11 protein-coding genes, 4 tRNA genes and 1 other RNA gene are annotated in these 14,508 nt (G+C 74.3%); 6 read left to right on the forward strand and 10 right to left on the reverse strand.

Annotation, left to right across the window (positions count from 1 at the left end; all coding sequences use genetic code 11):
* Positions 1–219 precede the first annotated feature (219 nt).
* Both ACQY0Z_RS07650 and ACQY0Z_RS07655 read right to left on the reverse strand, forming a co-directional pair.
* The gene (locus ACQY0Z_RS07650) at positions 220–441 is read right to left on the reverse strand and encodes a hypothetical protein (protein ID WP_019527018.1); all 222 of its coding nucleotides are present in this window, start codon (positions 439–441) and stop codon (positions 220–222) included.
* Positions 442–656: 215 nt separating this feature from the next.
* Positions 657–744, reverse strand: a tRNA-Ser gene (locus ACQY0Z_RS07655).
* A gap of 72 nt (positions 745–816) precedes the next feature.
* Here ACQY0Z_RS07655 and ffs point away from each other — a divergent pair.
* From ffs to ACQY0Z_RS07685, 6 genes are all read left to right on the forward strand, one after another.
* Positions 817–915, forward strand: an RNA gene (gene ffs, locus ACQY0Z_RS07660) — signal recognition particle sRNA small type.
* Positions 916–963: 48 nt separating this feature from the next.
* Entirely contained in the window at positions 964–3,240 is a 2,277-nt protein-coding gene (locus tag ACQY0Z_RS07665; protein ID WP_439812004.1) for a DNA polymerase III subunit gamma and tau, read from the forward strand.
* A gap of 588 nt (positions 3,241–3,828) precedes the next feature.
* Entirely contained in the window at positions 3,829–5,082 is a 1,254-nt protein-coding gene (gene purD, locus ACQY0Z_RS07670) for a phosphoribosylamine--glycine ligase (RefSeq protein WP_439812005.1), read from the forward strand.
* Between the two features lie 287 nt (positions 5,083–5,369).
* On the forward strand, positions 5,370–7,133 hold the full coding sequence (locus tag ACQY0Z_RS07675) for a hypothetical protein (protein ID WP_381726671.1): 1,764 nt from the start codon (positions 5,370–5,372) through the stop codon (positions 7,131–7,133).
* 184 nt (positions 7,134–7,317) lie between these two features.
* Positions 7,318–8,682: a N,N-dimethylformamidase beta subunit family domain-containing protein gene (locus ACQY0Z_RS07680; protein WP_439812006.1), complete on the forward strand. Its 1,365-nt coding sequence runs from the start codon at positions 7,318–7,320 to the stop codon at positions 8,680–8,682.
* Positions 8,683–8,861: 179 nt separating this feature from the next.
* A complete protein-coding gene (locus ACQY0Z_RS07685; protein WP_439812007.1) occupies positions 8,862–9,761 on the forward strand; it encodes a phosphoribosylaminoimidazolesuccinocarboxamide synthase in 900 nt (299 codons plus the stop codon).
* A 98-nt stretch (positions 9,762–9,859) separates the two neighbouring features.
* Here ACQY0Z_RS07685 and ACQY0Z_RS07690 read toward each other — a convergent pair.
* The 8 genes from ACQY0Z_RS07690 to ACQY0Z_RS07725 form a co-directional block, all read right to left on the reverse strand.
* Positions 9,860–9,932: transfer RNA gene (locus tag ACQY0Z_RS07690), tRNA-Gly, on the reverse strand.
* A gap of 25 nt (positions 9,933–9,957) precedes the next feature.
* Positions 9,958–10,572 carry a response regulator transcription factor gene (locus tag ACQY0Z_RS07695; RefSeq protein WP_189897283.1) on the reverse strand — a complete coding sequence of 205 codons (615 nt, stop codon included), beginning with the start codon at positions 10,570–10,572 and terminating at the stop codon, positions 9,958–9,960.
* Positions 10,569–11,807, reverse strand: a complete 1,239-nt coding sequence (locus ACQY0Z_RS07700; protein ID WP_254585770.1) for a sensor histidine kinase — start codon at positions 11,805–11,807, stop codon at positions 10,569–10,571. The genes ACQY0Z_RS07695 and ACQY0Z_RS07700 overlap by 4 nt, the downstream gene beginning before the upstream one ends.
* A gap of 82 nt (positions 11,808–11,889) precedes the next feature.
* Positions 11,890–12,666, reverse strand: a complete 777-nt coding sequence (locus ACQY0Z_RS07705) for an ABC transporter permease (RefSeq protein ID WP_189897288.1) — start codon at positions 12,664–12,666, stop codon at positions 11,890–11,892.
* Complete coding sequence (locus ACQY0Z_RS07710) at positions 12,663–13,634, reverse strand: ABC transporter ATP-binding protein (RefSeq protein ID WP_189897290.1); 972 nt, start codon at positions 13,632–13,634, stop codon at positions 12,663–12,665. The genes ACQY0Z_RS07705 and ACQY0Z_RS07710 overlap by 4 nt, the downstream gene beginning before the upstream one ends.
* A 147-nt stretch (positions 13,635–13,781) precedes the next feature.
* Positions 13,782–13,854 (reverse strand) — tRNA-Gly (locus ACQY0Z_RS07715).
* An 80-nt stretch (positions 13,855–13,934) separates the two neighbouring features.
* A tRNA-Gly gene (locus ACQY0Z_RS07720) sits at positions 13,935–14,006 on the reverse strand.
* Positions 14,007–14,187: 181 nt separating this feature from the next.
* Positions 14,188–14,505 (reverse strand): histone-like nucleoid-structuring protein Lsr2, encoded by a 318-nt coding sequence (locus tag ACQY0Z_RS07725; RefSeq protein ID WP_006133354.1) that lies wholly within the window; start codon positions 14,503–14,505, stop codon positions 14,188–14,190.
* Positions 14,506–14,508: the final 3 nt, after the last annotated feature.

The raw sequence follows: 14,508 nt of genomic DNA on the forward strand, positions 1-14,508 counted from the left end.
CGGGTCCTGGGCGGGCTGCTCCGCGTCCTCGGCCCAGAAGGTCTCGTCCTCGCCGAAGTCCGGGGCCTGGAAGGGCTGGGTCGTCGGACGGGGCGAGGCGGTGGAGCTGTGTGTCTGCCCTTCCGGGGCCGAGAACAGCGATGTGGAGTCGATGAGAGGTCTGCCTTTCCTTGCAGGCCGCTGAGCGGGCCTGGCATGCCCTGACCGGGCACGGTGTTTCTAGAGCTTGGTCATCTTGGGGTACGGGCTCAGGATCCGCATCTGCGTCGAGCCGAAATCCACGAGCGCCGCGACTCCGTCCTCGATGCCGACCACCCGGCCGAGGCCGTACACGTCGTGGGTGACCTGGTCCCCCGTGTCGAAGTGCTTGGGGGCCGGTGCGACCGGGACCTTGAAGGGGCTGGTGGGCAGATGACGCTTCGGTGCCGCGGGCTTAGTCATGTCTCAGTATGCGCCACCACGGGCCCGGGCCGCTGTGTCCGTGCGCACAGATCTCGGCGGGGACGATCGCGCCATGCCGCTGACCTGGGGTGGCGCGGATAAGGGTGCCCTCCGTGCATGTGACGGGGGTCACGCTGCGCGGAGCAGGTGCCGAGAACGTCGAAGGGCCCCACCGCGAACGGTGGGGCCCTTCGACATCGTGCCCGGTGAGGCACTGGCGGAGGATACGAGATTCGAACTCGTGAGGGGTTGCCCCCAACACGCTTTCCAAGCGTGCGCCCTAGGCCTCTAGGCGAATCCTCCGCCGGAAACATTACATGACCGAGAGGAGTGCTCGCGAACTCGTTCCCGCCCCGGCGGATGAGGTAGCCTCTGCGTAGCCCCTCACGCGGCGCTATCTGACTGAACTCCCCCAGGGCCGGAAGGCAGCAAGGGTAGGTCGGCTCTGGCGGGTGCGTGGGGGGCGCTTGCGTTCTCCGGCGGCCGGTCCGGTTGTCGGCGCTCGCCTATAACCTCGTAGGCGTGTCGTCTCTCGCGCTGTACCGCCGCTACCGACCCGAGTCCTTCGCCGAGGTCATCGGGCAGGAGCATGTCACCGACCCGCTGCAGCAGGCGCTGCGGAACAACCGGGTCAATCACGCGTACCTGTTCAGCGGACCCCGCGGCTGCGGCAAGACGACCAGTGCGCGGATCCTCGCGCGGTGCCTGAACTGCGAGCAGGGACCCACCCCCACCCCGTGCGGCACCTGCCAGTCCTGCCGCGACCTCGCGCGCAACGGCCCCGGTTCGATCGACGTCATCGAGATCGACGCCGCGTCCCACGGTGGTGTGGACGACGCCCGTGACCTGCGCGAGAAGGCGTTCTTCGGGCCCGCGTCCAGCCGGTACAAGATCTACATCATCGACGAGGCCCACATGGTCACGTCGGCCGGCTTCAACGCGCTGCTGAAGGTCGTCGAGGAGCCGCCGGAGCATCTGAAGTTCATCTTCGCGACCACCGAGCCCGAGAAGGTCATCGGGACGATCCGGTCGCGTACGCACCACTACCCGTTCCGGCTGGTCCCGCCCGGCACGCTCCGCGAGTACCTCGGCGAGGTGTGCCAGAAGGAGGGCATCGCCGTCGAGGAGGGAGTGCTCCCGCTCGTCGTCCGCGCCGGCGCCGGTTCCGTGCGTGACTCCATGTCCGTGATGGATCAGCTGCTCGCCGGCGCCGGGGAGGAGGGCGTGACCTATGCCATGGCCACCTCCCTGCTCGGCTACACGGACGGCTCGCTGCTCGACTCCGTCGTCGAGGCCTTCGCCACCGGTGACGGCGCCGCCGCCTTCGAGGTCGTCGACCGCGTGATCGAGGGCGGCAACGACCCCCGCCGCTTCGTCGCCGACCTGCTCGAGCGGCTGCGTGACCTCGTCATCCTCGCCGCCGTGCCCGACGCCGCCGACAAGGGCCTCATCGACGCCCCCGCCGACGTCCTCGAGCGCATGCAGGCGCAGGCCGGCACATTCGGGCCCGCCGAGCTCGGCCGCGCCGCCGACATCGTCAACGCCGGTCTCACCGAGATGCGCGGCGCCACCTCGCCGCGGCTCCAGCTGGAGCTGATCTGCGCGCGCGTGCTGCTTCCCGCCGCGTACGGCGACGAGCGCTCGCTCATGGCACGGCTGGACCGTATCGAGCGCGGGGTGCAGTTCTCGGCGGGCGGTGCGGCGGCGGGTGTGCCCGCCATGGGGTACGTCCCCGGTCCTGAGGCCCACCAGGGGGCCGCCGCTCCGGCTTCGAACCACGTCGTCGAGCCCGGCGGCGGTCCCGCCGCGGCCCGCGCCGCCGTACGGGCCCAGGGGCAGCCGACGCCCGCGGTCCCCCCTGCACCCACACCTCCTCCGGCTCCGGCCGAGGCGCAGGCGCCCACTCCGCCCCCGGCCGCCCCCCAGGCACCCCCGGCACCTGCCACCCCCGCCCCCGGCGCCTGGCCCACCGCCACCCCCGCGGGTGGAGGCGGCGCAGGCGCGGGCCGGCGACCCGGCGGCTGGCCCACGGCCGCCTCCGCGGGCGGCGGCGCGAGCAGGCCCGCCCAGTCACCGCAGCCCACCGCCCCGTCGGCCCCCGCGGTTCCGTCCCCCGCGCCCTCGGCGCCCGCCACGCCGGCCGGGCCTCCCAGCGGCGGAGGCGGCGGCCTCGACCCCCGCATGCTCTGGCCGAACATCCTGGAGACGGTCAAGAACCGCCGCCGCTTCACCTGGATCCTGCTCAGCCAGAACGCCCAGGTGACCGGCTTCGACGGCACGACCCTCCAGCTCGGCTTCGTGAACGCGGGCGCCCGCGACAACTTCCTCAGCAGCGGCAGCGAGGACGTGCTGCGTCAGGCGCTGACCGAGCAGTTCAACGTGCAGTGGAAGATCGAGGCGGTCGTCGACCCGTCCGGCGGTGGCGGCTCCGCCCCGTCCGGCCCGGCGGGCGGCCCGTCGTCCGGCGGCCGCAGCAGCGGAGGCGGCGGCTACGGCGCACCGGCAAGCAGCGGTGGCTACGGAGCATCCAGCGGCGGCGTCCCCGGTGGTCCCGGCGACACCCGACGCCCCTCCGCCCCCCAGCCGTCCGCCCCCACGTCCCCGTCCCCCGCGCCCTCCGCACCCGCCCCGGCGGCCCCCTCCCGGCCCGCCGCCCCGGAGCCGCCCCCGCCGGTGTCGCCCGAGGACGACATCCCGGAGGACGACGACCCCGACCTCGACGAGTCCGCCCTCTCCGGGCAGGAGCTCCTCGTCCGCGAGCTGGGCGCGACGGTCGTCGAGGAGTTCACGAACGAGTAGTCACGACGGGCGGGGACCCGCCGTCCTGGCCTCAGCCCGGCACCCCGGCGTCCGCCCGGCCCCGGCCCCGGCACCCCGGCGTCCGCCCGGCCCCGGCCCCCCGGCATCCCGGCGTCCGCCCGGCTCCCCCGGCACCCCGGCGTCCCAGTCCGGACTTCAGCCCCTGGCACCCCGGCGCCGCTCTCCGGACTCCCGCGCCCGGCACCCCGGCGTCCCCGTCCGGACCTCGCCGCGGTACCCCTGTGCCGCCGTCCGGACAGCTCCTGGCACCCCGGCGCCGCTCGCCGGACTCCCGCGCCCGGCACCCCGGCATCCCCGCCCGGACCTCGCCGCGGTACCCCTGTGCCGCCGTCCGGACAGCTCCTGGCACCCCGGCGCCGCCATCCGGACTCCCGCACCCGGCACCCCAGGCATCCCCGTCCCGACCTCGCCTCGGGCATCCCGGCGCCGCCTCCCGAGCCCAGCTCCCCCCGGGGCAACCCCGCGCCCCCTGACCAGCCCCTTTGGAGAAACACACAACCACCCCCACCCCACCCGTTCGGAAGCCCGCACAAAGACCGCCCGCCGTCTGCCGTTAGGCTGACCCCCGTGAAGGTCCTCGTCATCGGCAGCGGCGCCCGCGAACACGCCCTGTGCCACTCCCTGTCCCTCGACCCCGATGTCACCGCGCTGCACTGCGCGCCCGGCAACGCCGGCATCGCCGAGGTCGCCGAGCTGCACCAGGTCGACGCCCTCGACGGCGCCGCCGTGTCCGCGCTGGCCCAGCGGCTGGGCGCGGACCTCGTGGTGGTCGGCCCCGAGGCGCCCCTGGTCGCCGGGGTCGCCGACGCCGTGCGCGGGGCGGGCATCCCCGTCTTCGGCCCCTCCAAGGAGGCCGCGCGGCTCGAGGGCTCCAAGGCCTTCGCCAAGGACGTGATGGCGGCGGCCGGCGTGCCCACCGCCCGCTCCTACGTCTGCACCATCCCCGACGAGGTCGACGCGGCCCTCAATGCCTTCGGCGCCCCGTACGTCGTGAAGGACGACGGGCTCGCGGCCGGCAAGGGCGTCGTCGTGACCGACGACGCCGAGGCGGCCCGCGCGCACGCCGCCGGGTGTGAGCGCGTCGTCGTCGAGGAGTTCCTCGACGGCCCCGAGGTCTCCCTCTTCGCGGTCACCGACGGCGAGACCGTCGTGCCCCTCCAGCCCGCGCAGGACTTCAAGCGCGCCCTGGACGGCGACGAGGGCCCGAACACCGGCGGCATGGGCGCGTACTCCCCGCTGCCCTGGGCCGACCCCAAGCTGGTCGACGAGGTCGTCCAGTCGGTGCTGCAGCCGACCGTGGACGAGATGCGCCGCCGCGGCACGCCGTTCTCCGGTCTGCTCTACGCCGGTCTGGCGATCACCTCGCGCGGTGTCCGCGTGATCGAGTTCAACGCCCGGTTCGGCGACCCCGAGACCCAGGTGGTCCTGGCCCGGCTGAAGACCCCGCTGGCCGGGCTGCTGATGGCCGCCGCCACCGGCAACCTCGCCCACCTGGAGCCGATCCGCTGGAGCGACGACGCCGCGGTCACCGTGGTCGTCGCCTCGCACAACTACCCCGGCACCCCGCGCACCGGCGACCCCGTCACCGGCCTCGACGAGGTCGCCGCCCAGGACGCCCCGCACGCGTACGTCCTGCACGCCGGGACCCGGCTCGAGGGCGACACGGTCGTCAGCGCGGGCGGGCGCGTGCTGTCCGTGACGGCGACCGGCAAGGACCTCACCGAGGCCCGCGACCGCGCCTACCGCGCCGTCTCCCGCATCCGCCTCGACGGCTCCCAGCACCGCACGGACATCGCGAAGAAGGCGGCGGAGGACGCGTAAGCGGCCCGCACGACGCCCCCGGTCGGCACACGGTCGGCACAGGCCCCGGATCCGCTCCAGGATTCGGGGCCTGACCCTTGCCGTCCGTCGACCACCTCTCCCCAAAGCCATTCCATCGAGTGAGCGATGTGCCATCCGGCTGACGGAGGCCGGGGCCCCAACTAGGGTGCCGCGCAAGCGTTCCGGCACTTGGCCCACCGGCATTGCGATGTCGGAGGCGGGTGCCACAGTGGGGGCATGGGCAAGCCAGGACTGTGTCAGGCGCCGGGAGGGGGTGAGGGCGGGCCATGAGCATGAGCGGTGCGGGGAGAGAGCAGGGCGCCCCGGGCGCCCGGGCCCGGGCGCTGGCCGTGCTGCGCGTCCGCAGCCGGGCGCTGGCCGTCGCCCTGCTGCCCGCAGCCGCCGCGGTGATCCTCCTGGTCGGCGGGTCCACCGGCCATCTGACCGGCCCCGGCTGGGATCTCGCCCGCCGGATCGTCACGCCCCTCGCCGTGCTGGTGCTGCTGCTCGCCGCCGGGGTCGCCCTGGTCGTCGCCCGCGCCCGGCCCGCCGTCAGCCCCACCGTGCCGATCGCCGAGGAGGCGGCCCCGGACCTGTACCGGATGGTGCGGGACCTCGCCGACCGCCTCGGCGTCCCCGCGCCCTCCGCGATAGCGCTCACCCCGGACTGCGACAGCTGGCTGGAGGACCGTACGCATCCGGCGCACGCGCCCCCGCCGCCCGAGGACCACGGCGACGTGGCCCACGCGGGCCGGCCGTCCCGCCGCTCGCCCGCCGCTCCCGTGCTGGTCATCGGCTCGCCGTTCCTGTGGTGGATGCGGGTGGCCGAGCTGCGCGCCCTGCTCGCCCCGGTCGTCGCCGGGACGGGACCGTCGGCGCACCCGGACATAGCCGCCGCCCGGCGCTTCGTCCGGGGCCTGGACGCCGCGGTCGCCGTGACGTCGGCGCCGGACCGCGGGCCGGTGTCCCGCGCGGTGCTCGCCGGGGTCGGCTGGGTGGCCCGCCTGCTGCTGCACGGCAGCCGGGTGCACGCGGCCGAGATGGAGCGCGGGGTCGCCGCCGCGGCGGCCGAGCGCGCCAAGGCCGTGGACTACGGGCTGCGGATCGTCGCCCAGGAGCAGGTCGGCCTCGCCTACGCGGGCTGGGACCGGCTGCTGACCCGGGTGGCGCTGCCCGCCTGGCGGATGGGCCGCTGGCCGGCCCGGCTCAACGCGGGTGTGGTCGCCGCCCTCACCGAGCTGTCGCGGCGTGACCGGCTGGCCGAGGGGTTCGCCTCCCGGCTCGGTGAGCGTCCCGCCTGCGACCTGCTCGAGGAGCCCGGCGCGGTCGACGAGGCCACCTCCCTGCTCGCCGCCCGCCTCTTCCACGGCGGCCCGGCGGAGACCGGCCCCGACTGGTCGCCGGTCCACTGGGGCGACTACCCGGAGGAGGTCGTCGACCGCAAGTGGCGCACGGACGCCGCCCGCCTCCACCGGATACTCGACGCCCTGCGCGTACCGCCCGCCGGCGAGGGGACCCAGGCCCCCGACGGCCCCACCCTCGCCCGCGTCCTGACTCACCTGACGTCCGCGCCGGACCTGCCCCCGGCGCCCGTGTCCGCCGCCGACGTCCTCGCCCCGGACGAGGACGACCTCGCCGCAGGCACCGCCCACAGCGCCGCCCTGGCCGCGCGCCTCACGGCCGAGCTGGCCCGTGAGGAGGCCGCCGCGGCCGCCGTACCCGCCGGTCCGCAGGGCGCCGGGGCACCCGATCCCGACCCCCTCCGCGACGACCGCGCGCTCCCCCTCTTCCCCCTTCAGCCGCCCCGCACCGGGCGCGAACTGCTCGCCGACCACATCACCGCGATGGTCTGCTGCGCGGCCATGGACACGGTCGGAGCCGCCCCCTGTCTCGACTGGCTCGACGGACCCACCCTCCTCGTCGGCGGCGCCCGCGCCACGGACCTCCCGCCGCAGGTGCTGACCCTCATCGAGGACGGCGACCCCTCGGGCCTGCGCGACTGGCTCACCCGGCAGGGCATACGCCCGGAGAAGCCCGTACGCCTCGCCTGAGCCGGACGCGCGCCTCGCCTGATCCGCCCTCCGCGCGCCCGTCACACGCCCCGTCCGATCCGTTGCGCATCCCCCGTCCGGAGCGCATTCCTCCACTTCAACGCACACACGACGAACGGTGACGGCACCCGTGCGGAATGTGATGTGCTGGGGCCGTTCACGCCCAGGGGAGGGGGAAACGGTCATGCGACCGGAGCGAGTCCGCCACGAAGCGACAGGGGCACCGGCACCCGACGGCGGCGACCCCTTCGCCCCCGTCACGTTCCCCTGGCCGACACGGCCCTCGCACGCCACCGACGGCCGTGTCGAAGGCTTCGCCTCGCCCTCCGCCGTCGCCCCGGGCGACTCCGTCGACTTCCACGTCACCGTCCACCCGCCCCGCCCGTTCCGCGTCACGGTCCACCGCATCGGCCACCACGACGGCCGGGGCGCCACCGAGATGGCCGCCAGCCCCCGCCTCCAGGGCACCGCGCAGCTCCCGCCGCTCGCCGCGGGACGCACCGTCTCCTGCCACCACTGGTGGCTGTCCTGGCGGCTGCCGGTCCCGGCGTACTGGAGCGCCGGAGCGTACGTCGCCGTGCTGGCCACGGAGGACGGGCGGCACCGCGCGCACGTCCCGTTCACCGTGCGCGACGACCGCCCGGCCGATCTGCTGCTGGTGCTGCCGGACCTCACCTGGCAGGCGTACAACCCGTACCCGGCGGCGGACGGCGGCACAGGCGCGAGCCTCGCCCTCGCCCACGACGAGCACGAGGCGGCCGACCCGGTCACGACGGTCACCTTCGACCGCCCCTACGCGGGTGACGGGCTCCCGCCGCACGCCGGGCACGCCTACGACGTGATCCGCTGGGCCGAGCGCTACGGCTACGACCTCGCCTACGCCACCGCCCGCGACCTGCACGCCGGCCGCGTCGACCCGGCCCGCCACCGGGGTCTGGTCTTCCCCGGCCCGGACGAGTACTGGACGACGGAGATGCGCGCGGCCGTGGAGCGCGCCCGAGACCACGGCACCTCACTGGTGTTCCTCTCCGCCCGCACCCTGCACCGGCAGATCGAGCTGGCACCCGCGCCCTCCGGCCCCGACCGCCTGCTGACCTGCGGCAGGCGCCGGGGCCAGTCCGGACCGGCGCTGTGGCGGGAGCACGACCGGGCGGAGCAGCTCCTGCTCGGCATCCAGTACGCCGGCCCGGTGCCCAGGCCGCGCCCGCTGATCGTGCGCAACGCCGGGCACTGGCTGTGGGAGGGGACCGGCGCGCACGAGGGCGACGTCGTCGACGGCCTGGTCGCGGGCGGGGCCGACCGCTACTACCCGCGCACCCCGCTGCCCGCCCACGACGAGCGGATCCTGCTCGCGCACTCCCCGTACGGCGACCGGCAGGGCGCCCGCCGCCACCAGGAGACGTCCCTGTACCGCGCGTCGTCCGGCGCCTGGGTGTTCGCCTCGGGCACGCTCGCCTGGTCCCCGGCACTGGACCGGCCGGGGCACGCCGACCCCCGCGTCCAGCGGGCCACCGCCAACCTGCTCGACCGCATCTGCAAACGCGACTGACAGGGCGCGCGGGACCGCGCCCGTCCGACCCGCCCGCACCACCCCGACCGCCGTCCCGTCCGCACATACGGGAGAATCGACGTACCGTCCGGCCCCCTCCCGGCACCGCCCTTCCGGGAGCGTGCGCGGGAGCCGGGAGCGCTGCGGGCGTCCCTTCTGTTCAACCACGCGGAGGAACCGTGTCCGGATTCGTCGACAAGCCCGAGCCGATCCAGATTCCGGGCCTGGTGCATCTGCACACCGGCAAGGTGCGCGAGCTGTACCGGAACGAGGCGGGCGACCTCGTGATGGTCGCCAGCGACCGCATCTCCGCCTACGACTGGGTGCTGCCCACGGAGATCCCGGACAAGGGCCGGGTGCTCACCCAGCTCTCCCTGTGGTGGTTCGACCAGCTCGCCGACCTGCTCCCCAACCATGTGCTGAGCACGGACCTCCCGGAGGGCGCCCCCGCCGACTGGGCGGGCCGCACCCTGGTGTGCAAGTCGCTGAGCATGGTGCCGGTGGAGTGCGTGGCCCGCGGCTACCTCACCGGTTCGGGCCTCGCCGAGTACAACGAGAGCCGGACGGTCTGCGGACTGGCGCTGCCCGAGGGCCTGGTCGACGGCTCCGAGCTGCCCGCCCCGATCTTCACCCCGGCCACCAAGGCCGCCGTCGGCGAGCACGACGAGAACGTCTCCTACGAGGAGGTCGCCCGCCAGGTCGGCGCGGAGACCGCCGCCCAGCTGCGCCAGGCGACCCTCGCCGCCTACTCCCGCGCCCGCGACATCGCGCGCGACCGGGGCATCATCCTCGCGGACACCAAGTTCGAGTTCGGTTTCGACGGGGACGAGCTGGTCATCGCGGACGAGGTGCTCACACCGGACTCGTCCCGCTTCTGGCCGGCCGAGCAGTGGGAGCCGGGCCGCCCGCAGCCGTCGTACGACAAGCAGTTCGTGCGCGACTGGCTCACCTCGGAGGAGTCGGACTGGGACCGCAGGAGCGAGCAGCCCCCGCCGCCGCTGCCGCAGCAGGTCGTGGACGCCACCCGGGCGAAGTACGTCGAGGCGTACGAGCGTCTGACGGGCACCACCTGGAGCTGACGCACGGCCGGGGCCGGGGGACGCGCCTCCGGCCCCGGGGGACGTTGGCGGCACGCACGACGAAGGCCCCGGTCATCGACCGGGGCCTTCGTCCTCTGAGCGAACGACGAGGTTCGAACTCGCGACCTCAACCTTGGCAAGGTTGCGCTCTACCAACTGAGCTACGTTCGCCTGCTGCGCCGTGGCGCGAGCACCACTATACCCAACCGCGCTCGCGGGCGAGACGCACCGCGGTGTGGCGGTTCTCCGCGCCGAGCTTCGAGACGGCGGAGGAGAGATAGTTCCGCACGGTGCCCTGGGACAGCCGGGCCCGCTCCGCGATCTCCGCCACGGGCGCCCCGTCCGCCGCCAGCTCCAGCACCTCCGCCTCGCGCGCGGTCAGCGGGGAGTCGCCGGCGGCGATCGCGTCGGCGGCCAACTCGGGGTCGACGTAGCGGTTTCCCGCGTGCACGGTGCGGATGATCTCCGCGAGCCGCTGGGCACTGACGGTCTTGGGCACGAACCCGCGCACGCCCGCGGCGAGCGCCCGCTTCAGGTGCCCCGGGCGCCCGTGCCCGGTCACGATCAGCACCTGGCAGTCCGGCAGCTCCGTCCGCAGGCTTGTGGCGACCTTCACACCGTCCGCGCCGGGCATCTGGAGGTCCAGCACGGCGACGTCCGGGGCGTGGGCCCGCGCCATCGCCAGGGCCTCCGGGCCGGACGCGGCCTCGGCGACCACCAGCAGGTCGTCCTCCAGGGACAGCAGGGCGGCCAGCGCCCCGCGGATCAGATGCTCGTCGTCGGCGAGCAGCAGCCGCACCGGTGCGGTCACGAGGCGACCTCCAGCGCGGGCCGCGCGGTCAACGGGACCTCCGCGACGAGCCGGAACTCGCCGTCCCCGGCCTCCCCGGCGTCGAGCGTGCCGCCCACGGCGGACAGCCGCTCCCGCAGCCCGGCCAGCCCCGTTCCGCCCGTACGGGGCGCCCCGTGCGGGCCGGTCGCCCCGTCGTTCCGCACCGTCAGCACCACACGCCCCTCCGGCCTCAGCACCGTGACGGTGCACTTCTTCGCGTCGCCGTGCCGCAGCACGTTGGTGGTCGCCTCCCGTACGACCCAGCCCAGGGCGGACTGCACCTCGGCGGGCAGTCCGTCGGTGTCGCCGCTGACCTCGCAGTCGATCCCGGCCGCGCGCAGCACGCCTTGGGCGCCATGGAGTTCGGCCTCCAGGTCGGCCCGGCGGTAGCCGCGCACCACCTCGCGCACCTCCCGCTGGGACTCCTGGGCGATGCGCTGCACCTCGATCATCTGCTCGACCGCCTCGGGCCGCTCTCGCCGGGCTAGCTGGACGGCCAGTTCGCTCTTCAGCGCGATCACGGCGAGGTTCCTGCCCATGACGTCGTGCAGGTCGCGCCCGAACCGCAGCCGCTCCTCGGCGACCGCGAGCCGGGCGCGGGTCTCGCGCGCCTCGTCGAGGGCGTAGACGGCGTTGAGCAGCCAGATCGAGAAGGCGGAGGTGGCGGCGAAGAAGCCGCTCGCTGCCGTCACGAACGCGGCCGTGGCCAGCGCGGCGAGGGCGGGCATGCCGGCCGCCCAGGCGACCAGGCCCGCGCCCGCCCCGAACCCGGTGACGAGCCACACGACGCGCCGCCGGTCCTTCAGGCCGAGGGCCATCAGTCCGACGCCGTAGCAGAGCGTGGCGCCGAAGACCGAGCCCAGGACGGTGCCGGTGTCCTCGGCGGGCCCGCCGGGGCCGTGTCTGCCGAGGACGACGGCCGCCGTCGCGACCACGGCGGTCGCGGCGCCGAGCGCCCACAGCAGCCGCAGCGGCTGGGGACGCCGGCCGACCGTCCAGTCCAGGGCGCGGGAGGCGGTCACCATGGCCAGCGCGACGTGCGCCGCCACCGGCACCATCGACAGCAGCGCGAGGCGCGCCTCCAGATGGCCGAACGCGGTCACGGCGATCACCGTGGGCTCGGACAGCGCGATGAGGTGGAAGGACCACCGCGTGTACGTCTCGACCTTGGCGGGCGTGCTCTTACGCCGCCACCAGCCTCCCGGGCCGCCCATCCGCCGCTCCTGTCCCTGCCGATGTGTCCTGCCGCCGCACCGTGTCGTCGCGGTGCGCGCGTCCGCCCCTGTGTCCGGCGCCTCAGCGCCGCGGCTCCCAGCGGAACCGCCGCCGTACAGCAAACACCGCCAGGACGGTCCAGGCGAGGGCGATCGCGAGGGCCTGGAAGGACTCCCCGGCCGTGAGGCCGCCGGTCCAGCCGCCGCGCACCAGGCTGACGACCGGGGTCAGCGGCAGCAGTTCGCAGACGGACGCCAGACGGTCCGGGAACAGCTCCAGCGGGACGAACATTCCGGAGCCCAGCATCGACACGATCAGCAGCGGCATAGGCGTGACCTGGGCGCTCTCGCCGGTACGCGTCCAGCTCGCGGTGACGGCGGCGAGCGCCGCGCTGATCACGAGGCCCAGCAGCAGCCCGAGGACGGCCAGGTGGGGCGAGGAGGGTGCGGACAGGTCGAGCAGCACGGTGCAGCCCGTGATCAGCAACAGGCACTGCGCGAGACCGGTGAGGACGGCCGGCAGCGCGGACCCGGCGAGGATCTCCGCGTCCCGCAGCTCGCCGGTGCGCAGCCGCTTCAGCACCAGCTCCTCGCGGCGGACGACGTAGACGCCGACGAGCGAGGAGTACACGGCGAACAGCAGCGAGAAGCCGACGGCGGCGGGCAGGACGAGCTCGCCGGGGGTGAGCCCGGCTTCCGCGAGGTCCATCTCCTCGGCGGCGGACCGCACGCTGAGCGGCAGAATCAGCGGCACGAACAGGGCGGCGAAGAGGGTGCCCTTGCTGCGTCCCAGCAGGGTCATCTCCGCCCGGGCCAGGGACGCCATCCGGCCGGCCGGGGTGGTCGTGGTGGTGCTCATGCCGCGTACTCCTCGGTGGTCACGCCGTGCGGCGCGACGGCCGAGGCGTCCTTGGCGATGGTGAGGAAGGCCTCCTCCAGGGAGGCCGAGCGCACGTCGAGCCGGCGCAGTTCGACGCCCGCGGACCGTGCCCACACCAGTAGGTCGGTGGCCGCGCGCTGCAGCTCGCGGGTGCGCAGCCGGACGGTGCGGCCGTCCACGGTGTGGTCGCTCACACCCATCGGGCCGAGCGGGGGGAGGTCGCCCAGGTGGTAGCCGTCGGGCAGGTCGAACGTGATCCGGGACGGCTCGGCCGCGGTGACCTCGGCCGGGGTGCCGGTGACGGCGATCCGCCCGTCGTGCATGATCGCGAGCCGGTCGGCGAGGTTCTCGGCCTCCTCCAGGTAGTGCGTGGTGAGCAGCACCGTGGTGCCGGCGTCGCGCAGGGCGCTCACCAACTCCCAGGTGTCGTGGCGGCCTTCGGCATCGAGGCCGGTGGTCGGCTCGTCGAGGAACAGCACCTCGGGGTCGCCGAGCAGCGCGAGCGCCAGGTCGAGGCGGCGGCGCTGGCCGCCGGACAGCTGCTTGACCCGGACGTCGGTCTTGGAGCCGAGGCCGACCATTTCGAGGACCTCCCGCTCGGGGCGGGCGCCGCTGACGCAGCCGGCCCACATGCGGGCGGTCTCGGCGACGGTCAGCTCGGAGGGGAAGCCGCCCTCCTGGAGCATCACGCCGGTGCGGTGCCGTACGGCGGCGCGCTCGGTGCAGGGGTCGTGGCCGAGGACCCGGACCTGTCCGCCGGCCGGCGGGGCGAGTCCTTCGAGGAGTTCGACGGTGGAGGTCTTGCCGGCGCCGTTGGTGCCCAGCAGGGCGAAGATCTCCCCGCGTCGCACGGTGAAGTCGATCCCGCGCACCGCTTCGAACCCGCCCCCGTAGACGCGTCGCAGCCCTGTGACCTCGATCACGTGCTCAAGTCCGTTGGTTTCCATGCCTCGAGCTTCGCGGTGGACGGAGGAGCTCGGCAGTGCGCGGTGTCATCACCGGACATGACAAATGTCAGATGGCCGTACGGAGAGGCCTTCTTGAAGCGGGCACACGAAAAAGCCCCGGTCCGATGGACCGGGGCCTTGTTCCCGAGCGGACGACGAGGCTCGAACTCGCGACCTCAACCTTGGCAAGGTTGCGCTCTACCAACTGAGCTACGTCCGCATTGCCTCCGACCGGCTCTCACCGATCGGCGCGAGCACCATCTTACCTGATCCACAAGAGTGGTTGGTGAGGCGGTGCAGAGCGGGTGACAGGAATTGCACACTGCGCCTTCCCCCTGGAAGGGGGATGTTCTACTACTGAACTACACCCGCGTGTCCTCGGACCGGGCCTTTCGGCCTCGCCCCTCGGCGTGCTCCAGACTTTAGCTGATCAGCAGGGGGGATGCGCAAGTCGGTTGCCCGGAGCGCCCGGTGACCGGCCGTCGGCGGGGGTCACCCGGCCGGGGTCCGCCCCGCACACGGGTGCGACCTCGCGTGTGGGGCCGGCCGCGGTTCAGCGGGCCGCGGCGAACGCCTCGTAGACCTTCTTGGGGATGCGGCCGCGGGCCGGGACGTCCATCCGGTTCGCCTGCGCCCAGGCGCGCACGGCCGCCGGGTCCGGGGCGACCTCGGTCTGCCGGTAGGCCTTGCCGGAGCGGGCGCGCTTGCGGCCGGCGTCCACGTAGGGCTCGAGCGCCTCGCGCAGTTTCCTGGCATTGGTTTCGTTCAGGTCGATCTCGTACGACGTGCCGTCGATCCCGAAGGCGATCGTTTCCGCCGCTTCCGAGCCGTCGATGTCGTCGAAGAGAGTGACCACGACCTTCTGCGCCACGAA

Source organism: Streptomyces sp. P9-2 (assembly GCF_051903975.1).
Classification (GTDB): domain Bacteria; phylum Actinomycetota; class Actinomycetes; order Streptomycetales; family Streptomycetaceae; genus Streptomyces; species Streptomyces cellulosae.